General features: G+C 71.3%; 24 protein-coding genes. 11 read left to right on the top strand and 13 right to left on the bottom strand.

Annotated elements, in window-relative coordinates:
- The first annotated feature begins 11 nt into the window (after positions 1-11).
- From R2B67_RS12455 to R2B67_RS12440, 4 genes are all read left to right on the top strand, one after another.
- Positions 12-767: a SigE family RNA polymerase sigma factor gene (locus tag R2B67_RS12455; RefSeq protein ID WP_018510422.1), complete on the top strand. Its 756-nt coding sequence runs from the start codon at positions 12-14 to the stop codon at positions 765-767.
- Between the two features lie 336 nt (positions 768-1,103).
- A complete protein-coding gene (locus R2B67_RS12450) occupies positions 1,104-1,619 on the top strand; it encodes a hypothetical protein (protein ID WP_381074679.1) in 516 nt (171 codons plus the stop codon).
- Positions 1,620-1,701: 82 nt separating this feature from the next.
- Positions 1,702-3,966 carry a WXG100 family type VII secretion target gene (locus R2B67_RS12445; protein WP_317817900.1) on the top strand — a complete coding sequence of 755 codons (2,265 nt, stop codon included), beginning with the start codon at positions 1,702-1,704 and terminating at the stop codon, positions 3,964-3,966.
- A 61-nt stretch (positions 3,967-4,027) separates the two neighbouring features.
- Positions 4,028-5,038, top strand: a complete 1,011-nt coding sequence (locus R2B67_RS12440) for a hypothetical protein (protein ID WP_455679988.1) — start codon at positions 4,028-4,030, stop codon at positions 5,036-5,038.
- A 4-nt stretch (positions 5,039-5,042) separates the two neighbouring features.
- On the opposite strand, the gene R2B67_RS12435 is transcribed toward R2B67_RS12440, so the two are convergent.
- Complete coding sequence (locus tag R2B67_RS12435) at positions 5,043-5,753, bottom strand: nucleoside/nucleotide kinase family protein (RefSeq protein WP_026241177.1); 711 nt, start codon at positions 5,751-5,753, stop codon at positions 5,043-5,045.
- Positions 5,754-5,813: 60 nt separating this feature from the next.
- Between R2B67_RS12435 and R2B67_RS12430 the strand changes: the two genes are divergently transcribed.
- A complete protein-coding gene (locus R2B67_RS12430) occupies positions 5,814-6,236 on the top strand; it encodes a hypothetical protein (protein ID WP_018510417.1) in 423 nt (140 codons plus the stop codon).
- Positions 6,237-6,310: 74 nt separating this feature from the next.
- On the opposite strand, the gene R2B67_RS12425 is transcribed toward R2B67_RS12430, so the two are convergent.
- The 3 genes from R2B67_RS12425 to deoC are packed head-to-tail and all read right to left on the bottom strand — an operon-like array spanning position 6,311 to position 9,634.
- Positions 6,311-7,252, bottom strand: a complete 942-nt coding sequence (locus R2B67_RS12425; protein WP_317817897.1) for an aldehyde dehydrogenase family protein — start codon at positions 7,250-7,252, stop codon at positions 6,311-6,313.
- Complete coding sequence (locus R2B67_RS12420) at positions 7,245-8,681, bottom strand: aldehyde dehydrogenase family protein (protein ID WP_317817896.1); 1,437 nt, start codon at positions 8,679-8,681, stop codon at positions 7,245-7,247. The genes R2B67_RS12425 and R2B67_RS12420 overlap by 8 nt, the downstream gene beginning before the upstream one ends.
- A gap of 5 nt (positions 8,682-8,686) precedes the next feature.
- The gene (deoC, locus tag R2B67_RS12415; RefSeq protein WP_317824831.1) at positions 8,687-9,634 is read right to left on the bottom strand and encodes a deoxyribose-phosphate aldolase; all 948 of its coding nucleotides are present in this window, start codon (positions 9,632-9,634) and stop codon (positions 8,687-8,689) included.
- Positions 9,635-9,762: 128 nt separating this feature from the next.
- Here deoC and R2B67_RS12410 point away from each other — a divergent pair, with 128 nt between their 5' ends.
- Positions 9,763-10,416, top strand: coding sequence for a PH domain-containing protein (locus tag R2B67_RS12410; protein WP_317817895.1), 654 nt, complete (start codon positions 9,763-9,765; stop codon positions 10,414-10,416).
- A gap of 87 nt (positions 10,417-10,503) precedes the next feature.
- On the opposite strand, the gene R2B67_RS12405 is transcribed toward R2B67_RS12410, so the two are convergent.
- From R2B67_RS12405 to R2B67_RS12395, 3 genes are all read right to left on the bottom strand, one after another.
- Positions 10,504-12,144, bottom strand: coding sequence for a phospho-sugar mutase (locus R2B67_RS12405; protein ID WP_317817894.1), 1,641 nt, complete (start codon positions 12,142-12,144; stop codon positions 10,504-10,506).
- 282 nt (positions 12,145-12,426) lie between these two features.
- Positions 12,427-13,251: a purine-nucleoside phosphorylase gene (locus R2B67_RS12400; protein ID WP_030561561.1), complete on the bottom strand. Its 825-nt coding sequence runs from the start codon at positions 13,249-13,251 to the stop codon at positions 12,427-12,429.
- Between the two features lie 105 nt (positions 13,252-13,356).
- Entirely contained in the window at positions 13,357-13,794 is a 438-nt protein-coding gene (locus tag R2B67_RS12395) for a gamma-glutamylcyclotransferase family protein (protein ID WP_015610940.1), read from the bottom strand.
- A 301-nt stretch (positions 13,795-14,095) separates the two neighbouring features.
- On the opposite strand from R2B67_RS12395, the gene R2B67_RS12390 reads away from it, so the two are divergent.
- The 4 genes from R2B67_RS12390 to R2B67_RS12375 all read left to right on the top strand — a co-directional run bounded on the left by R2B67_RS12390 (position 14,096) and on the right by R2B67_RS12375 (position 19,743).
- Positions 14,096-15,535: an NAD(P)H-quinone dehydrogenase gene (locus R2B67_RS12390; protein WP_018510410.1), complete on the top strand. Its 1,440-nt coding sequence runs from the start codon at positions 14,096-14,098 to the stop codon at positions 15,533-15,535.
- A 219-nt stretch (positions 15,536-15,754) separates the two neighbouring features.
- Entirely contained in the window at positions 15,755-16,729 is a 975-nt protein-coding gene (locus R2B67_RS12385; RefSeq protein WP_272899575.1) for a DeoR/GlpR family DNA-binding transcription regulator, read from the top strand.
- 114 nt (positions 16,730-16,843) lie between these two features.
- Entirely contained in the window at positions 16,844-17,278 is a 435-nt protein-coding gene (locus R2B67_RS12380; protein WP_317817892.1) for a hypothetical protein, read from the top strand.
- Positions 17,275-19,743 (top strand): tetratricopeptide repeat protein, encoded by a 2,469-nt coding sequence (locus R2B67_RS12375; protein WP_317817891.1) that lies wholly within the window; start codon positions 17,275-17,277, stop codon positions 19,741-19,743. Before R2B67_RS12380 ends, R2B67_RS12375 begins: the two co-directional genes overlap by 4 nt.
- Positions 19,744-19,751: 8 nt before the next feature.
- On the opposite strand, the gene R2B67_RS12370 is transcribed toward R2B67_RS12375, so the two are convergent.
- Together R2B67_RS12370 and R2B67_RS12365 are read right to left on the bottom strand one after the other, a co-directional pair.
- Entirely contained in the window at positions 19,752-20,294 is a 543-nt protein-coding gene (locus tag R2B67_RS12370) for a TetR/AcrR family transcriptional regulator (RefSeq protein WP_455679987.1), read from the bottom strand.
- A gap of 195 nt (positions 20,295-20,489) precedes the next feature.
- Positions 20,490-22,244: an acetyl/propionyl/methylcrotonyl-CoA carboxylase subunit alpha gene (locus tag R2B67_RS12365; RefSeq protein ID WP_317817888.1), complete on the bottom strand. Its 1,755-nt coding sequence runs from the start codon at positions 22,242-22,244 to the stop codon at positions 20,490-20,492.
- 354 nt (positions 22,245-22,598) lie between these two features.
- Here R2B67_RS12365 and R2B67_RS12360 point away from each other — a divergent pair, with 354 nt between their 5' ends.
- Positions 22,599-23,036 carry a hypothetical protein gene (locus R2B67_RS12360; protein WP_317824830.1) on the top strand — a complete coding sequence of 146 codons (438 nt, stop codon included), beginning with the start codon at positions 22,599-22,601 and terminating at the stop codon, positions 23,034-23,036.
- Positions 23,037-23,066: 30 nt separating this feature from the next.
- Here the strand turns inward: R2B67_RS12360 and R2B67_RS12355 are convergent, their stop codons facing one another.
- The 4 genes from R2B67_RS12355 to R2B67_RS12340 all read right to left on the bottom strand — a co-directional run bounded on the left by R2B67_RS12355 (position 23,067) and on the right by R2B67_RS12340 (position 25,754).
- On the bottom strand, positions 23,067-23,678 hold the full coding sequence (locus R2B67_RS12355; protein ID WP_026241174.1) for a nucleoside triphosphate pyrophosphatase: 612 nt from the start codon (positions 23,676-23,678) through the stop codon (positions 23,067-23,069).
- 49 nt (positions 23,679-23,727) lie between these two features.
- The gene (gene mmpB / locus R2B67_RS12350) at positions 23,728-23,856 is read right to left on the bottom strand and encodes a morphogenic membrane protein MmpB (protein WP_018510404.1); all 129 of its coding nucleotides are present in this window, start codon (positions 23,854-23,856) and stop codon (positions 23,728-23,730) included.
- 77 nt (positions 23,857-23,933) lie between these two features.
- Positions 23,934-24,140, bottom strand: a complete 207-nt coding sequence (locus tag R2B67_RS12345) for an acyl-CoA carboxylase epsilon subunit (RefSeq protein WP_018510403.1) — start codon at positions 24,138-24,140, stop codon at positions 23,934-23,936.
- A 33-nt stretch (positions 24,141-24,173) separates the two neighbouring features.
- On the bottom strand, positions 24,174-25,754 hold the full coding sequence (locus tag R2B67_RS12340; RefSeq protein WP_317817885.1) for an acyl-CoA carboxylase subunit beta: 1,581 nt from the start codon (positions 25,752-25,754) through the stop codon (positions 24,174-24,176).
- Between the last annotated feature and the right edge of the window lie 151 nt (positions 25,755-25,905).

Here is a 25,905-nt window from a genome sequence, read left to right as displayed (position 1 = left end):
GGGGGCGCGAGATGAACGCACTGCACAGCACCAGCTCAAGCGCAGTTGTCACGCGCCTCCACGACATCGGCCGCTCCACGGAGAAGTCCGGTGCGACGAACGTGATGAACATGCGGGGGTGTGTTCGGAGCACCGGGCGTCAGCATCTGCCGTCGCAGTCGGCCGCGGAGCAGCCGCGTACGGCGTACATGACGGTGGTTGACGCACCCACGGGGGACCGCACCGCGCGGACGGAGACCGAGGCCGCCGAAGCGGCGTTCACGGCCTACGTCCAGGAGCGGCGGGCCTCCCTGTACGCAACCGCCTACCACCTGACCGGCGACCGGTTCGAGGCCGAGGACCTGCTCCAGAGCGCCCTCTTCTCGACGTACCGGGCGTGGGACAGGATCAGCGACAAGGCGGCGGTCGGCGGCTACCTGCGCCGCACCATGACCAACCTGCACATCAGCGCCTGGCGCCGGCGCAAGCTGAACGAATACCCGACCGAGGAGCTCCCGGAGACGGTGGGCGACACGGACGCGATGCGCGGCACGGAGCTGCGGGCGGTGCTCTGGCAGGCGCTCGCCCGGCTGCCCGAACTCCAGCGCACGATGCTGGTCCTGCGGTACTACGAGGGCCGCACCGACCCGGAGATCGCGTCGATCCTCGACATCAGTGTCGGCACGGTGAAGTCGAGCATCTGGCGGTCCCTCCGCCGGCTGCGCGAGGACGAGGTCCTCAGCTTCGGACGTGACGAGCAGGAGTCCTTCGGCGAGCTGGTGGCCTGAGGGGACGGGGGAACGGGGGAATCGGGGGGGAACGGGGAACGGCCACTGCTTCGGGGGAGGCAGGGCTACGGGGGAGCAGTGAAAACGGGTCCGAGGGGGGCCCGGGGGGAACACGGGGGAAACGGTCCGTCGCTTCGGGGGAGGCGCCGGCCACGGGGGAAACGCAGCGGGGTCGTACGGGCCGGGGGGTCCTGTACGGCCCCGTTCGCCGTGCCGGCAACGGCCGGCCGGCCCTGCGGGCCCGGCTCGTTCCCGTACGGGCATGGCGGAAAAGTGCTTGTTAGTCTGAGCGGATCACGTCAAGCGTGGGCGTTCGAGGTAACTCATGGGGGCCGAGTGAGCAGTCAGGCAGGCGAACGGACAGCGGCGGGCGCGGAGGACGGCGGGTCGGCCTCCATGCAGCTCAACGAGGCCCCCGCGGATCCTTCCCCGCCTCCCGTGTACGGCCCCTTCGCGCCGGGCCAGGGCCCCAACGCCTCGACCCAGGTCCCGTACGCCCCCGGATACGCGCCGCCGTTCGCGCCCTCGCTGGCCACCGACCCGGCGCGCAAGAAGGCCGCGGCCGAGGCCATCCGTTCGCGCATCAAGCCCCAGACCAAGAGCGCCGGCGAGCATACGGACGAGGAGACCTCGGCCGCCGTCAGGGCGCTCGGCGCCAAGGACGGCGACGGGTGGGTCACCTCCCGCGCGCTGAAGGACGCGCACACGACGTGGGGCGGGCAGGTGCGGTCCATGCTGGGCCGGCTCGACGCGGACATCAACAGCCTGAGCGGCGCCCGCCGGAGCCTCCTCGGGGCCGACGTGCAGAGCGGGCTGGGGTTCGGCCGGACCTCGCCGTTCGAGAAGTACTGACGGTCACGGAGCGGAAAAGCCGACTCGGCGCGTTCATCAGGCATTCCGGACGACAGTGACACCGGACGACGGGGACAAGGGCATGCCCACCTATCACGAGATCATGACGACGGACCTCTCCGTTCTCACCACGGCCGCGGACAAGTGGACCGGCATGGCAGGCGAGTTCGGCAAGCAGGAGAAGGCGTACGAGAAGGAGGTCCAGGGCATCACGCTGGAGCGGACCTGGATCGGCCAGAGCGCGGACGCCGCCAACGCGCAGTTCCGCGTCATGCTCAACGAGTACCGGGCGGCCCAGACCCAGGCCAAGGCGATCGCCTCGCTGCTGCGGGACGCGCACACCCAGTTCACCGAGTTCAAGAGCAAGCTCCAGACGGTGAAGGCCGACGCTCTCAAGGCCGACATGCTGATCTCCGACGCCGGCACGGTCACCTTCGACATGTCGAGCCTGAGCGAGAGTTCCCGGGCCGTCTACCGCCACGACCCGGACTACCAGAAGTCCGTACGCGACGCGGTCGGCTCGTGGCAGCGGGCGATCGACCGGCTGGTCGCTCAGACGTCGGACGCCGACGCCGGTGTCCAGATCGCGCTGAAGGCGGTGGTGAAGGACACCGACGCCACGGACGGCACCAGGGACGGCTTCAACGGCCAGGCCCTCGGGGACATCGAGGCGTACGAGCTGCGCAATTCCGAGGAGATAGCCGAGCGCCTGCGCGACGGCAAGAAGGTCTCCGACGCCGACCTCGCCGAGCTGGACCGGGCGATGCGGGACCAGGCCGGCGACAAGGTCTTCGCCCAGGGCCTGCTGAACAAGCTCGGCCCCGAGGGCCTGGTCAAGCTGAGCGACGTCATGTCCGACCGGGAGCGGGACGGCGGGTCCTCCGCAGGCCAGTACACCAAGCTCCTCGGCGGACTGGCCAACACGGTCGCGACGGCCACCCAGGTCCCGGGTTCGATGGCGGACGCGGGGCCCGGCTCGGCGAAGTACGAGTCCTGGCTGAACAGCGCTGACGGCGCGTTCTACAAGAAGTTCACCGAAGGCCTCAAGGAGGCCGGGGCCAAGAACTTCGACTCGAAGACCAACCCGATGTACGGCTACCGCCCGTTCGTCGAGATGATGACCCGCGCCGACCAGCCGTTCGACGACCAGTTCCTCAACCAGCTCGGCCACGACATGATCGCCGCCGAGAAGGACAACCGGACCATCTTCGAGCAGTGGGGCGGCAACCACCGCGAGGGCCGGGCCGACGCGCTCGACAGTCTGCTCGGCGTGATGAGCAAGAACCCCGACGCCTCCACCGCCTTCTTCGACCCGAAGATGGAGCACGGCCAGGCGCACCTGGACTACCTGGTGGGCAACGGGGACGGCGCGCGGGAGTGGCCGCAGCAGCACATCGTGGCCGGTTCCACGCTCATCACCAACGACGACCCGCTCAGCCGCCACGGCCTGGGGCTCGCGCTGGAGGCAGGGACGACAGGGCAGGAGCCCGGAACACCGCTGGGCAAGCCCGGCCCGCACAGCGAGAGCCAGGCCCGGGTCATGCAGGGCGTCATCGCCACGCTGGACAAGGGCGCCGGGGGCGACACCGTACCGGAGGCGCTGAAGGCCCCGCTCGGCCGCGCACTGAACGACTACACGCAGGACACCCACGCCATCCTGGGCGGCTACGCGCCGAACAGCCCGGTCGGCCAGGACGACGTCTCCGGCTCCGGCGACAACGCCTCCATCGCCAACAGCAAGGAGAGCGTGCTGCGGGTGATGCGCGGGGTCTCCGACGGCGTGATCGGCGAGGACGAGGACGGAAAGCCCATCCGGGTCTTCGACTCGCTGTACGAGGGCCAGCGCCGGTACGCGGCGGAGTACATGGAGACCGGGCGTGAGGTCCCCCGGTCCGCCCTGACGGAGAACGTGACCAGCTGGGACAACCGGGCCCGCCACGTGGGCGAGGCCTTCGGCGGGATGAACGCCATCGGCACGGACATGGTGCTCGACGTCCGCGACGCCGAGGTCGGGAAGATCAACGACCAGGCACGGTACGCGTACCACGGCTTCGGGGCGGTGGCCAACACGATCCCGCAGGTCGGCGACATCGCCCAGCGCGCCGTGGACGCCGCCACGTACGAGTGGTCCAAGGACGTCATCACCGAGAAGGAGAACGTCGCGCGCGCCGACGTCAGCAGGGAGACGGCGGGCGGCATCGCAGGCACCAACAACCTGATCGACTCCTGGGCCGACACCCGGGACGCCAAGGGCAGCGACGCCGCCGAGAATGCCAAGGGCGAGGCGAAGCAGAGCTACATCACCGGCCGCGAAGAGGCCTATTCGGCCCTGCGAACCAGGAAGTGAGCACGTGAGCACAGCAGGAGCAGCAGGCCGTACGCGTCCGGCGTGGAAGGTCTGGGCGGTCGTGGCCGCCGTCGTCGTGGTGATCGCGGGGCTGCTGCACGCCTGGCGCAACACGAATGTGCTGACGGCGGACCGGCTCTGCGGGGACCTGGTCTCGGCGGAGCAGGTGGACGCGGTGCTTCCGGGTTCCGGGCGTCTGGACGCTCGGGGGGACGGTCTCGGCGAGGGCCTGACCGACACGGTGTGCAGCGTCGAGAAGTCGTCCGTCGTACTCGGCTCCGGAAGAAGCTTTCTGACGGTGGAGGTCAGAGAGGAGCAGGCAGAGGATCTCCTGGGGGTCGACTGGTCGCCGACACCCTCCAGGACGTCGTTCTTCTCAGGCGAGGCGACCGGCGGGGTCGACGCGTACACGGGGTGGGTCCTGCTGCCCGAGAAGTGCTGGACGGACCGGCCGGTGATCGTCAGGACCAGTACCAGCAAACCGGTTCCCGACCGTACGTCGTTCGCCGCACTGACCACCGGGACAGCCCGCGAGATCGCGGCCAGGGCCAAGTGCGGCGACCTCCCCGAGAAGCCCGGACCGCTCCTGGCACCCGTCTCCGACGAGGCTCGCCCGGTCACCGAAGGACAGGCGTGCGGCCTGGACGGCTTCTCCGTCGAGGGCCAGGTGCCGACAGGTACGAAGGTGCTCGAAGCAGGCCAGAAGGCGCCCGCCGGCCTGTGGTCCTGCAAGCTGACCCTGGACGACGACTCACGCGGGCCGATCCGCACGGACGGCTTCATGACGTACACGGCGTCCCAGGACCCGCTGCTCATCGCCGCCCTGCTGAAGACACCGGACGCGAGCAGGGGGAAGGCACCGGACGGCCGCGCAGCAGACGTGGTCAAGGCACAGGCGATGGTGCTGCCCTGTGCCGAGGGCGGCCACCTCTACGTCGCGTCCCAGTCCGGGATGCAGTACATGGAGTCACGTGACCGGGGCGCGGACCTTCCGGCGCGGGACGCGTACTTCGCCCCCTTCACGAAGGCCGCCGCCAAGACCTTCGGCTGCGCGGCCCCCGCGGCCGGCTGAAGCCCTACTCCGGCGCCCCCACCGTCGCCCGGCGGCACCGCCCCGCCGCGGCGGCGGCGAACCGCCCCAGCGCCTCCTCCTTGCCGCACGGGTAGGCCCCCAGCGCCGTCTGGCGGGCCACGATCCGCCGCTCGGCCCGCATCAGGCGCCAGCCGCGCCGCAGCAGGAACGGCACCGACTTGCGGCCCTCGCGCAGGTCCCGGACCAGGCGACGGCGGAACGTGGTGGAGGGGCGGCCGCGCAGGCAGAGCGCGTCCGCCAGCAGGCCCAGCTCCTGGCAGCGGCCCACGATGTCCGCCGCGAAGATGCCCTCGGCCACGAAGAGCGGCGAGCGCTCGATGTGGAAGGTCTCGTGGTCCGTACGGGAGCTGGTGGCGATGTCGTACACCGGAACGTCCGTACGGCCCGACCGGCACAGCTCGGCGATGGCCGCCACCGCCGCGTCCGCGTCCCAGGACGCGGCGGAGTCCCAGTCGATGTCCGTGGAGCCGGGGACCCGGGGCAGCGTCGGGTCGTCGTGCTCCTTGTAGAAGTCGTCCAGGCGCAGCACCGGGAGGCCGGTGCGGGCGGCCAGGACGGACTTGCCGGAGCCGGAGGGGCCCGCGAGCAGCACGACGCGGGTCGGGATCGGTTGGGAACGGGAACTCACAGAACAGAAGTGTGAGGCATTGACCCGCGCAGGGGACCACCCGGGCCTCCTGTTGGTATCCAGCATCACACCTCAACTACTCTGCGCGTACGGACGATTACCCGACCAGGTCGATCAGGTGGAAACATGGCACTTCACGCACGCAAGCCCGAACGCCGCGCCCTGCTGCGCGCCGGTCTGACCGTGACCGCGCTGGGAGCGGCCCTGGGGGCCGGTGCGGGCTCCGCCCAGGCGGCCCCCACGCTGCCCCCGGTCGCGGAGATCCCCGAGCAGGGAACCGCGGCCGTCCAGGCCGTCACCGAGAGCGCCGGGCCCGCGGTGACCAGTGCGCTCGGGACCTCGCTGACCAACAGCATCCGCCCCATCACCAACCTCCAGCTGCACCCGCTGGCCAAGACCGGGGTGGACCCGCTGGACAACGCGGTCGGCACCCAGGTCGCCGACTTCCAGCCGGTGTCGACGGCCATCCTCACCGACCCCCTCACCAGCGGCGGCGCGATCGCCGACCTGCCGGTGGTGGGGCAGGTGACCCAGCTGATCACCGGCTGACGCGGACCGTGGCATGACGGAAGGGGTCGCCCCAGTGAGTGGGGCGGCCCCTTCCGCGTACGACGGGAAGAGCGTCAGTACGACGAACCCGAGGCCCCCAGCGCACCCGTCGGGTGCCAGACCGTCTTGGTCTCCAGGAAGGCCGTCAGCCGGTGCGTGCCGGGCGCGGCCAGCCAGTCGGTGGAGGCGTCCGAGCCGTCCGCCTCGGCAGGCTGCGGGCGCAGGACCCGCTTCAGGTTGTCCGCCGCCGCGATCTCCAGCTCCTTGGCCAGCTCCGCGCCGGCGCCGGTGAGGTCGATCGCGTTGACGTCCTGGTGGGCGGCGAGCGGGGCCGCCAGCTCCGCCGTGGCGCCCGACAGGATGTTGACCACGCCGCCGGGGACGTCGGAGGTCGCCAGCACCTCACCCAGCGATAGCGCGGGCAGCGGGGCGTCGGCCGAGGCGATGACGACCGCCGTGTTGCCGGTCGCGATGACCGGGGCGATCACCGAGACCAGGCCGAGGAGTGACGACTTCTGCGGTGCCAGGACCGCGACGACGCCCGTCGGCTCCGGGGTGGAGAGGTTGAAGAACGGGCCCGCCACCGGGTTCGCCCCGCCGGAGATCTGCCCGATCTTGTCGGTCCAGCCCGCGTACCAGACCCAGCGGTCGATCGCCGCGTCGACGACGGCCGCCGCCTTGGACTTCGACAGCCCTTCGGAGGCGGCCACCTCGCGCACGAACTGCTCCTTGCGGCCCTCCAGCATCTCGGCGACGCGGTAGAGGACCTGGCCGCGGTTGTACGCGGTCGCGCCCGACCAGCCGCCGAACGCCTTCCGCGCGGCCACGACGGCGTCGCGCGCGTCCTTACGGGAGGACTGCGGCACGTTGGCGAGCCACGCGCCCTTGCCCGCCGCGCCAGCGGCTGATGTCTTAGTGGTCACCTCGTACACCCGGCCGCTCTCGGAGCGGGGGAACTTGCCCCCGACGTACAGCTTGTAGGTCTTGAAGACGCCAAGTCGGTTCTGCTCAGACATCGAGGTACGCCTCCAGGCCGTGGCGGCCGCCCTCGCGGCCGTAGCCCGACTCCTTGTAGCCGCCGAACGGCGACGTGGGGTCGAACTTGTTGAACGTGTTGGCCCAGACGACGCCCGCGCGGAGCTTGTTGGCCACCGCGAGGATGCGGGAGCCCTTCTCCGTCCAGATGCCCGCCGAGAGGCCGTACTGGCTGTTGTTGGCCTTGGCGACCGCCTCGTCCGGGGTGCGGAACGAGAGCACGGAGAGGACCGGGCCGAAGATCTCGTCACGGGCGACCGTGTGGGCCTGGGTGACGTCGGTGAACAGGGTCGGCGGGAACCAGTAACCCGACGAGGGCAGTTCGCAGGGGGCGCTCCAGCGCTCCGCGCCCTCCGCCTCGCCGGTCTCCACCAGGGTGGTGATCCGGGCGAGCTGCTCGGCGGAGTTGATCGCGCCGATGTCGGTGTTCTTGTCCAGCGGGTCGCCGAGGCGCAGCGTCGAGAGCCGGCGCTTCAGCGCGTCCAGCACTTCGTCCTGCACCGACTCCTGGACCAGCAGCCGGGAGCCCGCGCAGCAGACCTGGCCCTGGTTGAAGAAGATGCCGGTCACGATGCCCTCGACGGCCTGGTCGATCGGGGCGTCGTCGAAGACGATGTTGGCGCCCTTGCCGCCCAGCTCCAGCGTGACCTTCTTGTCCGTGCCCGCGACCGAGCGCGCGATGGCCTTGCCGACGGCGGTCGAACCGGTGAAGGCGACCTTGTTGACGTCCGGGTGCGTGACGAGGGCCTCGCCCGCGTCCCCGTAACCGGTCAGGATGTTGACGACACCCTTGGGCAGCCCGGCCTGGCGGCAGATGTCCGCGAAGAAGAGAGCGGAGAGCGGGGTCGTCTCGGCCGGCTTCAGCACCACCGTGTTGCCCGTGGCGAGCGCCGGAGCGATCTTCCACGCGAGCATCAGCAGCGGGAAGTTCCACGGGATGACCTGGCCCGCCACGCCCAGCGGGCGGGGGTTCGCCCCGTACCCCGCGTGGTCCAGCTTGTCGGCCCAGCCCGCGTAGTAGAAGAAGTGCGCGGCGACCAGCGGGAGGTCCGCGTCGCGGGTCTCCTTGATCGGCTTGCCGTTGTCGAGCGTCTCCAGGACGGCCAGCTCACGGCTGCGCTCCTGGATGATCCGCGCGATCCGGAACAGGTACTTGGCGCGCTCGGAGCCGGGCAGCGCCGACCACTTCTCGAACGCCTTCCGTGCCGCCTTCACGGCCCGGTCCACGTCCGCCGTGCCCGCCTGCGCGACCTCGGAGAGCACCTCCTCGGTGCTCGGCGAGACGGTCTTGAAGACCTTGCCGTCGGCGGCCTCGGTGAACTCACCGTCGATGAACAGCCCGTACGAAGGGGCGATGTCGACGACGGAACGGGACTCCGGCGCCGGTGCGTACTCGAATGCGGATGCCATGGCTATCAGTCCACCGTCACGTAATCGGGGCCGGAGTAACGGCCGGTGCTGAGCTTCTGGCGCTGCATCAGCAGGTCGTTGAGGAGGCTGGAGGCGCCGAACCGGAACCAGTGGTTGTCCAGCCAGTCCTCACCCGCCGTCTCGTTCACCAGCACGAGGAACTTGACCGCGTCCTTGGTCGTGCGGATTCCGCCGGCCGGCTTCACACCGATCTGTACGCCGGTCTGCGCCCGGAAGTCGCGGACGGCCTCCAGCATCAGCAGCGTGTTGGCGGGGGTGGCGTTGGTGGCCACCTTGCCGGTCGAGGTCTTGATGAAGTCCGCGCCCGCCAGCATCCCGAGCCAGGAGGCGCGGCGGATGTTGTCGTACGTGGACAGCTCGCCGGTCTCGAAGATCACCTTGAGGCGGGCGGTGCCGCACTCGGCCTTCACGGCCAGGATCTCCTCGTAGACCTTCATGAACCGGCCGGAGAGGAAGGCCCCCCGGTCGATCACCATGTCGATCTCGTCGGCCCCGGCCGCCACGGCGTCGCGGACGTCCGCGAGCTTGACGTCCAGCGCGGCACGGCCGGCCGGGAAAGCGGTCGCCACGGACGCCACCTTCACACCGGAACCGGCGAGCGCGGCGGTGGCGGTCGCCACCATGTCGGGGTAGACGCAGACCGCGGCGGTGCGCGGGGTCGTACGGTCGAGCGGGTCGGGGTGGACGGCCTTGGCGGCGAGAGCCCGGACCTTGCCCGGGGTGTCCGCGCCTTCCAGCGTCGTCAGGTCGATCATCGAGATGGCGAGATCGATGGCGTACGCCTTGGCCGTCGTCTTGATCGAACGGGTTCCGAGGGAGGCGGCGCGCGCTTCGAGGCCGACGGCGTCGACGCCGGGCAGCCCGAACAGGAAGCGGCGCAGCGCACTGTCGGACGCCGTCGCGTCGGAGAATGCGGGAGCAGTGGTGGGCATGGTCACCAGGGGAGCATATCTACGCGCGTAGCGACCTGTACAGGGGGAGTGCTCAACCGTGCGCACCGCCACACATACGCATGGGGCAGATGCCCCTCCCTCCGGGGCCGTCAGGCACAATCGGCCCCATGACGAGCCCCACGCCCCCTGATGAGCCGCAGTTCGCCGACCGGATCTACCGCTCCGCGGCCGGGCTGGTCTGCGGGTCGCTGCTCCTTGTGCTGACCGTCGGGCTGGCCGGCGACGCCGTGATCCGGGGCTCGGGGCGGACGCCGTGGCTGGCCCTGGCCGGGCTGCTCACCGCGGTGCCGCTGATCGTGGCGTTCAGTCTGCGGCCCGCCGTGTTCGTGAACGACGACCGCATCCGGATCCGCAACCCGTTCCGGACGATCCAGCTGCCCTGGGCCGAGGTCGCCAGTGTCCGGGCCGCCTACACCTCCGAGCTGATCTCCGGCGACGGCACGAAGTACCAGCTGTGGGCGGTGCCCGTCTCGCTGCGCGACCGCAAGAAGGCCGCGCGGGCGGCGTCCCGGCCGCCGCGCAAGGGGAGGGGCGCCGGGTTGTCCCTGGGCCCCGGGTTCGGCGCCGACGCCCCGCAGCCCACCGACCCGACCGTCGCCACCGGCGACCAGACGATCAAGGAGCTGCGGGAGCTGTCCGAGCGCGCGGGCGACCCCAAGGGCGACGGCCCCGGCACGGTCACCGTGCGGTGGGCGTACGAGGTGATGGCCCCGGCCGCCGTCGGGGCGGTCCTGCTCGCGGTGCTGTGGGCGACCGGCTGAGGCGGACCGGCGGTGGACGCTGAGGCGTACCGGCGGTGGACCGGGCCCCTTCCGGCGGCCCGGTGAGCCGCCTTCCCGGCCTCCGCGTCAGATCCCGGCGGCCGCCGCAAGGTCCCGCTTGATGCCGGCGAGCAGCTCCGCGCCCCGCGCCCGTGCGGCGGGCAGCCCGGCGGCGTCCGCGACCGGGACCACGACCTCCAGGTAGCACTTCAGCTTCGGCTCGGTGCCGCTCGGGCGGACGATCACCCGGGCCCCCTCCAGCTGGTAGCGCAGTCCGTCGGTGGGCGGCAGCGCCTCCGTGCCCTGCGACAGGTCCTCGGCCGACGTGACCGCGAGGCCCGCCAGGGCGGTCGGCGGCTGCTCGCGGAGGCGGGCCATGGCGTCCGCGATGACCGTCAGGTCCTCCACCCGCACCGAGAGCTGGTCGGTGGCGTGCAGCCCGTGGGCGAGCGCCAGGTCGTCCAGCAGGTCCAGCAGCGTACGGCCCTGCTCCTTGAGTACGGAGGCGAGCTCGGCGACGAGCAGGGCGGCGGTGATGCCGTCCTTGTCGCGGACGCCCTCGGGGTCGACGCAGTAGCCGAGCGCCTCCTCGTACCCGTACCGCAGGCCGTCCACCCGGGCGATCCACTTGAAGCCCGTCAGGGTCTCCTCGTAGCCGAGGCCCGCCTTCTCGGCGATCCGGCCGAGCAGCGACGACGACACGATCGACTCCGCGAAGACGCCGGAGACGCCCCGCTCGACCAGGTGCGCGGCGAGCAGCGCGCCCACCTCGTCGCCGCGCAGCATCCGCCAGCCGCCCTCGGTGGCGGTGTCGGGCACGGCGACGGCGCAGCGGTCCGCGTCCGGGTCGTTGGCGATGATCAGGTCCGGCGCCGCCCGGCGTGCGGTGGCGAACGCGAGATCCATCGCGCCGGGCTCCTCCGGGTTGGGGAAGGCCACGGTGGGGAAGGCGGGGTCGGGCTCGGCCTGCTCGGCGACGAGCACGGGCGCGGGGAACCCGGCGCGCTCGAAGGCGGCGGTCAGCACGGAGGTGCCGACGCCGTGCATCGCCGTGTAGACGGTGCGGGCGGTGCGGGGGCTGCCGGGGGCAAGGACCGCGTCCGTACGGGCGAGGTAGGCGGCCAGGACCTCTTCGCCGAGGGTCTCCCAGCCGTCCTCGGGGCGTACGACGTCCGCCAGCGGGCCGACCGCGGCGATGGCGGCCGCGATCTCGCCGTCGGCCGGGGGCACGATCTGCGAGCCGTCGCCGAGGTAGACCTTGTAGCCGTTGTCGCGGGGCGGGTTGTGGCTGGCGGTGACCTCGACGCCGGCGACGGCGCCCAGGTGCCTTATGGCGTACGCGAGTACGGGGGTGGGGAGCGGGCGGGGGAGGACGGCGGCGCGGAGTCCGGCGCCGGTCATCACGGCGGCGGTGTCCCGGGCGAAGTCCTCCGACTTGTAGCGGGCGTCGTAGCCGATGACGACGAGGCCGCCGGCCTGGCCCTGGGCCTTCAGGTACGCGGCGAGCCCCGCCGCCGCCCGGATCACCACGGACCGGTTCATCCGCATGGGGCCCGCGCCCAGCTCGCCGCGCAGTCCGGCGGTGCCGAACTGGAGCGTGCCCGCGAAACGGGCGGCGAGCTCCTGGGTGTCGCCCGCCTCGATCAGCGCGTCCAGCTCGTCGCGCGTCTCGGGGTCGGGGTCCTCGGCCAGCCAGGTCCTGGCCTGCGCGATGAGGTCGTGCTGCACGGGGTCCGCCTTTCGGGGTGTGCGGGTGGAGTGGTGCGGGGTGTCCGGTGGGGCCGGCTGGGGCGGTGCGGTGGGCGGGGGTGGGCGCTGCGCGGGCTGTTCCCCTCCCCGCCCCTTCCCGAAACCGGGGCTCAGCCCCGGACCCCGGTCCTCAAACGCCGGACGGGCTGAAAGAAGCCGGGGCGGGCCGGAGGGGGAGGCAGGGCGGGGCGGAGGGAGACCGAGTGGGGCGGAAGGAGCGCGCCCGGACCGGAGACGAGCGCGTCCGGGCCCGAGCAGGGCCTAGATGCGGTCCAGCACCCGGGCCAGCAGCGCGCCCATCCGGGTCGCCGAGTCGCGGCCCGCCTGGAGGACTTCCTCGTGGTTCAGGGGCTCGCCGGAGAGGCCCGCCGCCAGGTTGGTGACCAGGGAGAGGCCGAGCACCTCGGCGCCCGCCTCGCGGGCCGCGATGGCTTCCAGGACGGTGGACATGCCGACCAGGTCGCCGCCCATGACCCGGACCATGTTGATCTCGGCCGGGGTCTCGTAGTGCGGGCCGGGGAACTGGACGTACACGCCCTCTTCGAGGGTGTCGTCGATCTCCTTGCACAGCGCGCGCAGGCGCGGCGAGTACAGGTCGGTCAGGTCGACGAAGTTGGCGCCGACGATCGGCGAGGTCGCCGTGAGGTTGATGTGGTCGCTGATCAGCACCGGCTGTCCGGGGCGCATGCCCTCGCGCAGGCCGCCGCAGCCGTTGGTCAGGACGACCGTTTTGCAGCCCGCGGCCACCGCCGTACGGACTCCGTGGGCGACGGCGGCGACGCCGCGGCCCTCGTAGTAGTGCGTGCGGCCGAGGAAGACCAGCGCGCGCTTCTCGCCGATCTTGTACGAGCGGATGGTGCCGCCGTGGCCCTCGACCGCGGGCGCCGGGAAGCCGGGGAGCGCGGTGACGGGGAACTCGGCTTCCGGCTCGCCGAGTGCTTCGCCCGCGGGCGCCCAGCCGGAGCCCATGACCAGGGCGACGTCGTGGGTCTCGGCGCCGGTCAGCTCGCGCAGGCGGGCGGCGGCCCCGGCAGCGGCTGCGTACGGGTCGCCCTGGATGTTGTCCGGAATAACTGATGCGTTCACGCGGAAGAGCGTAACCGCTGAATGCCTACGCGCGTAGATGTACCGGTGCAAAGACTCGCCGGGTGGCTTTGTGGCTTCGCACGAAGAGCGGCGGCCGCACCCCGCTCAGCAGGGGCGTTTGCGCAGGCCCATCACGTAGTCGTGCGGGGCGCCGGCGGATTCGGCGGCATCCGCGATCTCGCCCAGGTAGCGCGCCGAGGGCAGGCCGCCCTCGTACCCGTTCAGCACGTACATCCAGGCCGGCTCCTCGCCGTCCAGGGTGTGCACGCGGACGCGCATGCGCCGGTAGATGTCGAGCCCGACGCCCTCCCAGCGGTCCATGGAGTCCTCGTCCATCGGCGCCAGGTCGTACAGCGCGACGAAGACCTGGGAGCGCGGCGCCTCCACCACGGTGGCCAGCGCCCCCTCCCAGCCCATCTGCTCCCCGCCGAAGGTCAGCCGCCAGCCGTTGAGCCAGCCGGTGCTGCGCATCGGGGAATGCGGGGCGCGGCGGGTCATGAGCCGCGCGTCGAGGTTGCCGGCGTACGCGGCGTAGAGCGACATGGGTCCGAGGGTACGGGAGGGGGGCGCGGGAGTGCCGATTCCTGTGACGAAGGCCCCGGTCGGGGGAGTGCCGGGCGGGGGTTCGAAGAGGTGTGCGGGCGGGTCGATTCCGGTACGGCGGCGGCCTCCGCGCCGGTACGCCCGGAGCCCCGGCTCCCGTATGGAGGGCCCCGGGGCGAATCTGTTTGGCGCGTGCGGGACAATGGAGTACGTACTGCATTCCCCCCGGGGCGATCCCCCGGACCCCCGGCCGGGGCGGCAGACGGCCGTGGGGATGACACCCACGCGAGGCGGACTTTTCGTGACCCGGATCGTGATCATCGGCGGCGGCCCCGGCGGCTACGAGGCGGCTCTGGTGGGCGCCCAGCTCGGCGCGGAGGTGACCGTCGTCGACTGCGACGGCCTCGGCGGAGCCTCGGTACTCACCGACTGTGTGCCATCGAAGACCCTGATCGCGACGGCCGAGGTGATGACGACCTTCGACTCCTCGTACGAGGAGCTGGGGATCATCGTCGCCGACGACACCCCGCACATAGAGCAGGCGGCGAGGGTGGTCGGGGTCGACCTGGGCAAGGTCAACCGCCGCGTCAAGCGCCTCGCGCTCGCCCAGTCCCACGACATCACCGCCTCCGTCACCCGGGCCGGCGCCCGAGTGATGCGCGGCCGGGGTCGGCTCGACGGGCTCCAGGCGGCAGACGGCTCCCGCCAGGTCGTCGTCACCGCCGCCGACGGCACCGAGGAGCGGCTCAGCGCCGACGCCGTGCTGATAGCGACCGGCGGCCACCCCCGCGAGATCCCGGACGCACAGCCGGACGGCGAGCGCATCCTGAACTGGACCCAGGTCTACGATCTCGACGAACTCCCCGAGGAGCTCATCGTGGTCGGCTCCGGTGTCACCGGCGCCGAGTTCGCCGGGGCCTACCAGGCGCTCGGCTCCCGCGTCACCCTCGTCTCCTCCCGCGACCGGGTGCTGCCGGGCGAGGACCCGGACGCCGCCGCCGTGCTGGAGGACGTCTTCCGGCGCCGCGGCATGAACGTGATGTCCCGCTCCCGCGCCCAGTCGGCCAAGCGCGTCGGCGACCGGGTCGAGGTGACCCTCGCCGACGGCCGGGTCATCACCGGCTCGCACTGTCTGATGGCGGTCGGCGCGATCCCCAACACCGCGGGCATGGGCCTGGAGGAGGCCGGCGTACGGCTGAAGGACTCCGGCCACATCCTGACCGACCGGGTCTCGCGCACCAGCGCCCCCGGCGTCTACGCGGCCGGCGATGTCACCGGGATCTTCGCGCTGGCCTCGGTGGCGGCGATGCAGGGCCGGATCGCGATGTACCACTTCCTCGGCGACGCGGTCGCCCCGCTGAACCTCAAGACGGTCTCCGCCAACGTCTTCACCGACCCGGAGATCGCCACCGTCGGCTACAGCCAGGCGGATGTGGACGCGGGCAAGATCGACGCCCGGGTGGTGAAGCTGCCGCTGCTGCGCAACCCGCGCGCCAAGATGCAGGGCATCCGCGACGGCTTCGTCAAGATCTTCTGCCGTCCCGGTACGGGGATCGTGGTCGGCGGCTGCGTCGTCGCGCCGCGCGCCAGCGAACTGATCCACCCGATCTCGCTCGCGGTCGACAACAACCTGACCGTGGAACAGATCGCAAAGGCGTTCACCGTGTACCCGTCGCTGTCCGGATCGATCGCAGAGGTGGCCCGGCAGCTGCACACCCGCAAGTTCGGGGACGAGGACTGACGGCAGGTCAAGACCCGCTGGTGGCCTTGTGGTTGCCGGGGAATTCCGACATTCCCTGGCAACCCCTGGCAGTCCGGGCGAGGGTGATGACCGCTCGGCGATCACACCCGGACAACATCGAAAGCCCCTATACCACTTCGGTGACCGCCGGATGTACAACTTCCGTTATTCGGCGCAAACTGCTGAAAACTCACCTGCGGCCAGGTTACTGTCAGTTTCGTGTTCGCTGCAGAACGTCGTCAGTTGATCCTCGAAATGGTGCGTGCCAACGGGGCGGTATCGCTCCGTGAGCTCGCCCGCGTCGTCCAGACCTCCGAAGTGACCGTACGGCGGGACGTGCGGGCACTGGAGGCAGAAGGACTCCTCGACCGCCGGCACGGCGGTGCGGTCTTGCCGGGCGGTTTTACGCGGGAGTCCGGCTTTCCGCAGAAATCCCATCTCTCCACCGCGGAGAAGACGGCCATCGCCGACCTGGCGGCCTCGCTGGTCGGTGAGGGCGAGGCCATCGTGGTCGGCGCCGGCACGACCACGCAGGAGCTGGCCCGCCGGCTCGCGCGGGTCCCCGGCCTGACCGTGGTCACCAACTCGCTGCTGGTCGCCCAGGCGTTGGCCCATGCCAACCGGGTGGAGGTCGTCATGACCGGCGGCACCCTGCGCGGCAGCAACTACGCGCTGGTGGGCAGCGGGGCCGAGCAGTCCCTCCAAGGGCTGCGGGTCTCCCGGGCCTTCCTCTCCGGGAGCGGCCTCACGGCGGAGCGTGGCCTGTCCACCTCCAACATGCTCTCGGCCAGCGTGGACCGGGCCCTCGTGCAGGCCGCCGCGGAGGTGGTCGTCCTGGCGGACCACACGAAGCTGGGCGCCGACACGATGTTCCAGACGGTGCCCACGGAGCTGATCACCCGTCTGGTGACGGACGAGCCCCCGCTCCACGACGAGCGCGCGGCCGCGGAGCTCCAGGCCCTGGCGGACCAGGGCGTGGAGGTCACGGTGGCGGGCCCGGACGCGGAGACGGGCGAGGCACCCCCCGGGGACCGCCGCCCCCGCCGCGACATGCCGCTCCCGGGCCAGCGCCGGACGACGACGGGCCGGGCCGGGGGCCTGGGACCGCAACTGCGCAGCGCGTCGTCCTTGTCCGACCAGGCAGCATCGTCGTCGGGCGAGCGGGCCAGGGTGGCTGACCTGCGTCGGCGGTAGGCCTCCTGTTTCCTTCTTGCACCGGCCCCGGAATTTCTCCCTCGGCGCCCGGCAGGTCAACGTCCTTGAGAGACACTGGACTGGACGTGGTGGTGGACCTGTAGGGGGCTGGAGATGGCAGGTGTGTCGGGAGCTGGGCGCGCGGTGGCGTGGGGCGTTGCGGTCGTGGCGGGCGCGGTGGCCCTGGGGCTGATCGCCATCGCCGTGCTCGTGGACATGGACACCGCGGACCGGGCGGCCAGCCTGGCGGGAGCCGTCGCGGGCCTCGTCGCGCTGGTGGTGGCGGTGGTGACGCTGGTACGTCCGGGTGGGCCGGGCGGCTCCGGAGCGGGCAGCCGTCTGCGGGCCGGACGCGGAGGGATCGTCGCGGGCGGCGACATCAGCGACAACGCCATCGGCCGGGGCTCGCGGGTGACGTCCTCCAGCCCTCGGCGGCGGCCGGCGCCCTCGCAGCCAGGACGCACGGACCTGCGCGTCGGGCGCGACGGCATCGGTGCGGCGGGCGACATCCGCGGCAACGCGATCGGGGACGAGAGCGAGCGGCGGTGACACCCCGGTGGCCCCGGAGACGGCGCCGTACGACCGACGGCACCGGCGTACCCAGCAGTGAAGAGCACTTCCTTTCCGCCGCTTCGGTACGGGTCCGGGCCGGTGGCGGCGGCACCGGCGCGGGGCGCGACGTCAGCAATAACGCGTTCGGCCCGGGCAGCCAGGTCTTCGACCAGCGGCAGTACCACCTGCATCCGTCCGGCGAGAGCTCGCCTGTGCAGTGGCCGTTGCAGATCGGCCGCATTCCCGCACTGGCCTCGGCGTTCCAGCCACGGGCCGCGCTGCGGGAGCGGATCGGCGCCACAGCTTCCTCGGAATCCCTGGCGGCCCTGGTGCTGTCCGGCGGCGGTGGTGTGGGCAAGTCCCAACTCGCCTCCGCCTACGCCATGGAGGCCGCGCGCGACGGTACGGACCTGGTGCTGTGGGTCCCGGCGAGCGACGTGCACCAGGTCATCGCCGCGTACGCCCACGCCGCAGCTCTCGTCGTGGCACCCGGCACGGCGGGGAGTCACCCGGAGGAGGACGCGCGCGTCTTCCTCTCCTGGCTGGCGACGACCTCCCGCAGCTGGCTCGTCGTCCTCGATGACGTCACCGACCCGGCCGGAATGGAGGAGTGGTGGCCGCCGGGCCAGGGCAGCTCCGGCCGGACACTGGCCACCACCCGGCTGTACGACGCCCGACTCACCGGTGCCGCCCGCCGTCGTATCGACGTCGACGTCTACACCGCGCAGGAGGCACACGACTACCTCCGGGGCCGTCTGGACGGGGACGGCTGCGGCCATCTCCTGGACGGAGCCGTCGACGACCTCACCCGGGACCTGGGCTGCCTCCCGCTGGCTCTCGGCCATGCCGCCGCGTACCTGATCAACCAGGGCACGCCCTGCGCGGTCTACCTGGACCGCTTCCGTGACAGCGGGCGACGACTCGACCAGCTCCTACCGCCGGAGGGCGACACTGAGGGGTACGGCCGCCGGGTGGCCGCGGGCCTGCTGCTCTCCCTTGACGCCGCACAGCGCTCCGAACCCCAGGGCCTTGCCGTCCCTGCACTCGATCTCGTCTCCGTCCTCGACCCGGCGGGCCATCCTCATGCCCTGTGGGACACCGAAGAGGCGCTCGTCTATCTGACCCACTTTCGCGAGGGCGCGTACCGGAAGAGGCGGTGGTGGCAACGGGCGGAATCTCCGGTGCCGGTCACGTCTGAGGAGGCCCACGCCGCCCTGCGGACCCTGCACCGTTACGGGCTGATCACCAGCGATCTTCGCAATGAACCCCGTGCGGTGCGCTGCCATGCGCTCACCCAACGGGCCGTCCGCGAGACGAGGGCCGAGGAGTACGAGATCGTGGTGACCATCGCGGCGGCCAGAGGCCTTCTCGCCGCCTGGTCGGAGTCAGACGACGTCTCTCCGGAGCTCGGGGTCGTCCTGCGCGCCAATACCGGGGCTCTGGTCGATCACACGGGCGCCCGCGTGTGGCACCCGCTCAGTCTCCCTCTCCTCGACCGTGCCGGGCAAAGTCTCATCGGCTTCCAACATGCAGCGGAGTCGATCGCCTACAACGAGTGGCTGATCGTCAGGAACGAACGTCATCTCGACGCGGACCACGAGAGCACTCGAGACGCTCGTGACCGCCTCGCCTTCTCTTATCGGGAGATGAACCGCCACCAGGAAGCGATTCCGCTCATGGAGCGCAATCTTGCCTACACTGAGCGCGAGTTGGGCTGGGACTGTCCCGAGACCCTCAAGGCAGCGGGCCTTCTGGCTCTCTCCCTCCGTATGGGCGGGTTGCACGAAGACGCCGATCCGCTGGAGGAACGGGTCCTTGCCGGGATTCAGCACCTGAGTGGAACGTCGGACCCCCACCTTCGTTTCGCGCGCTCCTTGATGGCCGACTGTCGTGCTCTCGCGGGCCTTCCTGAGGAGAGCGTCGCCCTGGGAGAAGAAGTGGTGGCGGAGTACGAGCGGGATTTGGGCCGGGACGATCACAGCACCGTGGTCACGAGGGCATCGCTTGCTGGCTACTACGAGCGAGCCGATCGCCCCGAGGACGCAATTACCACGCAGAAGCAGGTCGTTGACTTCCACCAACGGACCAGCGGCCCTGAACACCCTGCCACCGTGTCAGCCCGGGCCGACCTGGCCGACTTGTTCTGGGGAGTGGGGCGCACGGATGAGGCTCTGCTTCTCCAGGAGGAGATTCTCGCTATCCGGGAAGGCGCCTTCGGCGCCGAACATCCCTTCACTCTGGAAGCACGCTTCGCCTACGCTGAGTCCCTGGGGCAGTCGGGTCGGGTGGATGAGGCGGTCGTCATGCTGGCGGACGTTCTCGACGCACAAGAACGCGTGCTGGGCCCCGAGCATATGCGGACCAGCAACACCCGCCTCACGGCCCACAACCTCAGGCTGAAGGCGGCAGACCTCCTGGGGCAGAGCGTCAACGACGAGATGACGGCAGCCCCGGACGACTGACCCCGCTCCTACTTCAGCCCCCGCAACGTCAACCGCAGCAGCCGCTCCGCCAACTCCGGATCGTCCGGAGACTGTTCGGCTGCCAGGGCGATCGCATTGGTCAGCTGCAACAGATCATCGATGGACACATCCGCCCGCACCGAGCCGCTCTCCTGCGCCCGCCGCAACAGCCCCGCCCCCGCCTCCCGCAACGGCAGATGGCACTGCGTGAGCGCCGAAGTCTCGTCCTGCGAGGCCGACATGAGCGCGCGGGCCAGTCCGCGGTACTCACCCGCGTGAGCGACGATCGCCCCCAGCCAGTCCACCAGCGCCCGGCACGGAGCCTCGGCGCCCGCGAGCTCGCGGGAGCGGTCCAGGAGGGAGCGCAGGGCGTCCTGGAAGACCGCGTTCAGCAGGGCGTGCCGGTGGGGGAAGTGGCGGTAGAGGGTGCCGATGCCCACGCCCGCCTGCCGCGCGATGTCCTCCAGCGAGGCATCCGTGCCGTGCTCGGCGAAGGCCGCACGGGCCACGCCGACCAGCCGTTCGTGGTTGCGGCGGGCGTCCGCGCGCATCGGCCGCTCCGGCGGCCGTGCCGTGCCCGGCTCCATCGAGATCGGCCCTGCCATGGCTCCCGCCCTCCCTCGGTCCGAGCACCTCTCGTGGGGTCCAGGATGCCACTGCACGCGAAGGGGCCCGGACCGCGTCCTGGTGACGTGGTCCGGGCCCCTCATCGCAACTCTGTACAGGTCTGTACGGGCTCCGAGCCGTCAGTCCTTGATCTCGCAGATCAGGGCGCCGGAGGAGACGGAACCGCCGACCTCCGCCGTGAGCCCCTTGACCGTGCCGGAGCGGTGGGCGTTGAGGGGCTGTTCCATCTTCATGGCCTCCAGGACGACGACGAGGTCGCCTTCCTTGACCTCCTGGCCCTCCTCGACCGCGACCTTGACGATCGTGCCCTGCATGGGCGAGGCGAGGGAGTCGCCGGAGGCCGCGGAGCCGGCCTTCTTCGCCGCGCGGCGCTTCGGCTTGGCGCCGGCCGCGAGGCCCGTACGGGCCAGGCTCATGCCCAGCGAGGAGGGCAGCGAGACCTCCAGGCGCTTGCCGCCGACCTCGACGACCACGGTCTCGCGACCGGCCTCGTCCTCCGCGTCCGCCTCCGCCGGGGCGGCGAACGGCTTGATCTCGTTGACGAACTCCGTCTCGATCCAGCGGGTGTGGATGGTGAACGGGTCGGCGGTGAAGGCGGGGTCGGCGACGACGGCGCGGTGGAAGGGGATGGCGGTGGCCATGCCCTCGACCTGGAACTCGGCCAGCGCACGCGCGGCGCGCTGGAGCGCCTGCTCGCGGGTGGCGCCGGTGACGATCAGCTTGGCCAGGAGGGAGTCCCAGGCCGGGCCGATCACGGAGCCGGACTCGACGCCCGCGTCCAGGCGGACACCCGGGCCGGTCGGCGGCGCGAAGGCGGTGACGGTGCCGGGGGCGGGGAGGAAGCCGCGGCCGGGGTCCTCGCCGTTGATGCGGAACTCGAAGGAGTGCCCGCGCACGGCCGGGTCGCCGTAACCGAGCTCCTCGCCGTCGGCGATGCGGAACATCTCGCGTACGAGGTCGATGCCGGTGACCTCTTCGGTGACGGGGTGCTCGACCTGGAGGCGGGTGTTGACCTCCAGGAACGAGATCGTCCCGTCGGATCCGACGAGGAACTCGACCGTGCCCGCGCCGACGTAGCCGGCTTCCTTCAGGATCGCCTTGGACGCCGCGTACAGCTCCGCGTTCTGCGCCTCGGAGAGGAAGGGGGCCGGGGCCTCCTCCACCAGCTTCTGGTGGCGGCGCTGGAGCGAGCAGTCACGGGTGGAGACGACGACCACGTTGCCGTGCTGGTCGGCCAGGCACTGGGTCTCCACGTGGCGCGGCTTGTCCAGGTAGCGCTCCACGAAGCACTCGCCCCGCCCGAACGCGGCGACGGCCTCGCGGACGGCGGAGTCGTACAGCTCCGGGATCTCCTCCAGCGTGCGGGCCACCTTCAGCCCGCGCCCGCCACCACCGAAGGCGGCCTTGATCGCGATGGGCAGCCCGTTGGCCTCGGCGAACGCCACGACCTCCGCCGAACCGGCGACCGGGTCGGGGGTGCCGGCCACCAGCGGCGCGCCGGCGCGCTGCGCGATGTGGCGGGCGGCGACCTTGTCACCCAGGTCGCGGATGGCCTGCGGCGGCGGGCCGATCCAGGTGAGCCCGGCGTCCAGGACGGCCTGGGCGAACTCGGCGTTCTCCGACAGGAACCCGTACCCGGGGTGGATGGCGTCCGCACCCGAGTCCGCGGCGGCCTGGAGCACCTTGGCCATGTCCAGATAGCTGGCGGCCGGGGTGTCACCGCCCAACGCGAACGCCTCGTCGGCGGCCCGGACGTGCAACGCGTCCCGGTCCGGATCGGCGTAGACCGCGACACTCGCGATCCCCGCGTCCCGGCACGCCCGAGCAACGCGGACAGCGATTTCGCCACGGTTGGCGATGAGCACCTTGCGCACGATGACTCCCTCCTGGAAACAAGCTGAGTTTAGGGACTACCGACACGGCGCTACGACCCGTCCCCAATGGTGAGCTTGCCCACACGGAGTGTGATTCGAGGCTTGCCCCAGTAGTGAAATCCCTTGTGGCACCACGGTACGCCGGGTTCTACAACCGCACAGTAACTACCCGGTGTGGTGCAGGTCTCTGTCCTGAAGGTCAACGCCTCACGGCGTTTCTTTGTGGACTCCCTACGAACGGCCGGGGGATTCTTTGCGTGGCGTACGAGGCGGCCCGACCCCTTGTCCGGAGTAATACCGGTGAGTAAGGTCCGCGACACGCACGTACCGCAAGTAACAGGGGGTGGCGCCTTGCTGCGCAGACCGGTGGCGATCGTGACCGCGCTCGTGTTGTTCGGGGAGGCGGTGGGCATCTTCGCCGTCAACGCCGTCCTCGCCACGGTCGCCGAGAACCAGAACATGTCACTGGCCGGGATGGACCCGAAGGCCATGTCCACCGGGACCTGGGTGATGGGCGGGGTCTCCGCCGCGCTGCTGGTCGGGTGCGGGCTGATCGCGCTGCTGGCCGGGGTCCGGGACCGCTCGCCGGGGCGGTTCGGGCGGATCGCGCTGATCGGCTGCACGGTGGTGCACGGGGTGCTCGGGGCGGTGACCGTGGGGCTGGTGGGCTGGGCCGCGTTCGCCTTCATGATGGTGGTGCTGGCCCTGCTGGTGTTCACCCTGCTCGCGTACGGGCCCGAGGGCCGTGGCGAGGACCGGGTGAGTGACGAGGCGGCCCCGGCGGCCGTCTGAGCCGCCGCCCTCCCGGGACTCGCGTGAGTCTCAGACCCACAACTCCGTCACCGAGATGTCCAGTTCGCCCAGCAGGCGGCGCAGCAGCGGCAGCGAGAGGCCGATCACGTTGCCGTGGTCGCCCTCGATGGAGTCGACGAACGGTGCCGACCGGCCGTCCAGCGTGAAGGCCCCGGCCACGTGCAGCGGCTCGCCCGATGCCACGTACGCGGCTACCTCGGCGTCGCTCGGCTCGCCGAACCGTACGACGGTGGACGCCGTCGCCGAGGCGTGGCGGCCCGAGGCGGTGTCGATGACGCTGTGGCCGGTCTGCAGGATGCCGGAGCGGCCGCGCATCGCCTTCCAGCGGGCGGTGGCCTCCTCGGCGTCGGCCGGCTTGCCGAGCGCCTCGCCGTCCAGTTCGAGGACCGAGTCGCAGCCGATGACCAGGGCCCCGGCCGCCTCGGGGCGCTCCGCGACCGCCGCCGCCTTGGCCCGGGCCAGCACCAGGGCCAGCTCGGCGGGGGTGGGGGCGGACAGGGCGTCCTCGTCCACCCCGCTGACGATCACCTCGGGGGCGAAACCCGCCTGGCGCAGCAGGCCGAGGCGGGCGGGGGAGGCGGAGGCGAGGACGAGGCGGCGCTGATCAGTCATACCGGCCATCGTAGAAGGGGCCCGCGCCCTCGATGGACCCTGTGGACCTTGTCAGGGTTCAGCGGGTGCCGAGCACGAACATCGCGACCAGCATCGCCAGCGCGAGCAGGACGCCCGCTCTGCGCATCATGTCCTGGGCGTCGCGCAGTTCCTTCGGCGGCTTGTTCTCGGGGTCGGACCACAGCATGCTTCCGATCCTGCCCGCGCCGGGCGCCGATGCGCCTGAGTACGGGTACTCAAGAGGCAGCGGCGCCCGGTTCCGGCTCAGGCCGGCCAGTACGTCCTGGCCCAGGCCCGGGGGCCCGGCCGCAGGCGGCCCGTACGGGCGATGCGGCCCGGGTCGGACCACTGCTCGGGCGGGACGGGCGCGCCGGACGACACGGCGGCGCTCGCCGCGGCGCGGGCCTGGACCACCGCCAGGGCGGCGGCCAGCTCCTCGGGGGTCGGGTTGCCCCGTACGACCCTGATCATGGGCGGGCTCCTTTCTCCGGGAACGGGAACGGGCTACAGCGGGATGTTGCCGTGCTTCTTCGGGGGAAGGGATTCCCGCTTTGTACGGAGTTGACGCAGGCCCTTGACGATGTGGGCCCGGGTGTCGGACGGCATGATCACCGCGTCGACGTAGCCTCGCTCGGCGGCCACGTACGGGTTGAGCAGCGCGTCCTCGTACGCCGTCATCAGCTCGGCGCGCGTGGCGTCCGGGTCCTCGGCGGCGGCGATGGTGCGGCGGTGCAGGATGTTCACCGCGCCCTGGGCGCCCATGACGGCGATCTGGGCGGTCGGCCAGGCCACGTTCAGGTCGGCGCCCAGGTGCTTGGAGCCCATCACGTCGTACGCGCCGCCGAACGCCTTGCGGGTGATGACGGTGATCAGCGGGACCGTCGCCTCCGCGTACGCGTAGATCAGCTTGGCGCCGCGCCGGATGATGCCGCCGTACTCCTGGTCCACGCCCGGCAGGAAGCCCGGCACGTCGACGAAGGTAATGACCGGCACGTTGAACGCGTCGCAGGTCCGGACGAAGCGCGCCGCCTTCTCGCTCGCGTCGATGTCCAGGCAGCCGGCGAACTGCATCGGCTGGTTGGCGACGATCCCGACCGGGTGGCCCTCCACCCGCCCGAAGCCGGTGATGATGTTCGGCGCGAACAGGGCCTGGGTCTCCAGGAATTCGGCGTCGTCCAGCACGTGCTCGATCGCGGTGTGCATGTCGTACGGCTGGTTCGCCGAGTCCGGGATCAGCGTGTCCAGCTCCCGGTCCTCGTCCGTGGTGGCGAGGTCCGCCTCCTCCGGGAAGGCCGGGGCCTCGGAGAGGTTGTTCGAAGGGAGGTAGGAGAGAAGGGACTTGACGTACTCGATGGCGTCCTTCTCGTCGCCCGCCAGGTGGTGCGCCACCCCGGAGGTGGTGTTGTGCGTACGGGCTCCGCCCAGCTCCTCGAAGCCGACGTCCTCGCCGGTGACCGTCTTGATGACGTCGGGGCCGGTGATGAACATGTGCGAGGTCTGGTCGACCATCACCGTGAAGTCGGTGATGGCGGGGGAGTAGACGGCGCCGCCGGCGCACGGGCCGACGATCAGCGAGATCTGCGGGATCACCCCGGAGGCGTGCACATTGCGGCGGAAGATCTCGGCGAAGAGGCCGAGCGCGGCCACACCCTCCTGGATGCGCGCGCCGCCGCCGTCGTTGATGCCGATGACCGGACAGCCGGTCTTCAGCGCGAAGTCCATGACCTTGACGATCTTCTCGCCGTAGACCTCGCCGAGCGAGCCACCGAAGATGGTGAAGTCCTGCGAGTACACGCAGACCGGGCGGCCGTCGACCGTGCCGTACCCGGTGACGACACCGTCGCCGTACGGGCGGTTCTTCTCGATGCCGAAGTTGGTGGAGCGGTGCCGGGCGAACTCGTCGAGCTCCACGAAGGAGCCCTCGTCCAGCAGGAGATCGACTCGCTCACGGGCCGTCAGCTTGCCCTTGGCGTGCTGCTTCTCGACGGCGCGGGCCGAACCCGCGTGCGTCGCCTCCTCGATACGGCGGCTCAGGTCCGCGAGCTTGCCCGCGGTGGTGTGGATGTCGCTCTGCGGCTCGGACATCGGGGGGCGGCTCCCTGCCTGGTCACGGGGACGACGAACGGTGACGGTCACGGGGGGACGACCGGTCGTCTGTCCGACTCTGCGGCTACTGGCTCGTAACTTCTGGTCACGCAACGCTCGTACGTCATGCTCGTACGCAACGCTCCGGCTA

The organism is Streptomyces cyaneofuscatus (genome assembly GCF_033109485.1).
Classification (GTDB): domain Bacteria; phylum Actinomycetota; class Actinomycetes; order Streptomycetales; family Streptomycetaceae; genus Streptomyces; species Streptomyces cyaneofuscatus.
Note: the sequence above shows the minus strand (reverse complement) of the source record. Positions and strands in the feature narration are given on the sequence as shown.

What these genes read in the sequence shown, in the direction of transcription:
- R2B67_RS12355 (WP_026241174.1), bottom strand. Translation starts at nt 23,678, where the DNA reads ATGGCCGGTATGACTGATCAGCGCCGCCTCGTCCTCGCCTCCGCCTCC.
- R2B67_RS12345 (WP_018510403.1), bottom strand. Translation starts at nt 24,140, where the DNA reads ATGATCAGGGTCGTACGGGGCAACCCGACCCCCGAGGAGCTGGCCGCC.
- R2B67_RS12380 (WP_317817892.1), top strand. Translation starts at nt 16,844, where the DNA reads ATGGCAGGTGTGTCGGGAGCTGGGCGCGCGGTGGCGTGGGGCGTTGCG.
- mmpB (WP_018510404.1), bottom strand. Translation starts at nt 23,856, where the DNA reads ATGCTGTGGTCCGACCCCGAGAACAAGCCGCCGAAGGAACTGCGCGAC.
- R2B67_RS12430 (WP_018510417.1), top strand. Translation starts at nt 5,814, where the DNA reads ATGGCACTTCACGCACGCAAGCCCGAACGCCGCGCCCTGCTGCGCGCC.
- R2B67_RS12370 (WP_455679987.1), bottom strand. Translation starts at nt 20,294, where the DNA reads ATGCGCGCGGACGCCCGCCGCAACCACGAACGGCTGGTCGGCGTGGCC.
- deoC (WP_317824831.1), bottom strand. Translation starts at nt 9,634, where the DNA reads ATGCCCACCACTGCTCCCGCATTCTCCGACGCGACGGCGTCCGACAGT.
- R2B67_RS12435 (WP_026241177.1), bottom strand. Translation starts at nt 5,753, where the DNA reads ATGCTGGATACCAACAGGAGGCCCGGGTGGTCCCCTGCGCGGGTCAAT.
- R2B67_RS12340 (WP_317817885.1), bottom strand. Translation starts at nt 25,754, where the DNA reads ATGTCCGAGCCGCAGAGCGACATCCACACCACCGCGGGCAAGCTCGCG.
- R2B67_RS12455 (WP_018510422.1), top strand. Translation starts at nt 12, where the DNA reads ATGAACGCACTGCACAGCACCAGCTCAAGCGCAGTTGTCACGCGCCTC.
- R2B67_RS12420 (WP_317817896.1), bottom strand. Translation starts at nt 8,681, where the DNA reads ATGGCATCCGCATTCGAGTACGCACCGGCGCCGGAGTCCCGTTCCGTC.
- R2B67_RS12395 (WP_015610940.1), bottom strand. Translation starts at nt 13,794, where the DNA reads ATGTCGCTCTACGCCGCGTACGCCGGCAACCTCGACGCGCGGCTCATG.
- R2B67_RS12425 (WP_317817897.1), bottom strand. Translation starts at nt 7,252, where the DNA reads ATGTCTGAGCAGAACCGACTTGGCGTCTTCAAGACCTACAAGCTGTAC.
- R2B67_RS12445 (WP_317817900.1), top strand. Translation starts at nt 1,702, where the DNA reads ATGCCCACCTATCACGAGATCATGACGACGGACCTCTCCGTTCTCACC.
- R2B67_RS12410 (WP_317817895.1), top strand. Translation starts at nt 9,763, where the DNA reads ATGACGAGCCCCACGCCCCCTGATGAGCCGCAGTTCGCCGACCGGATC.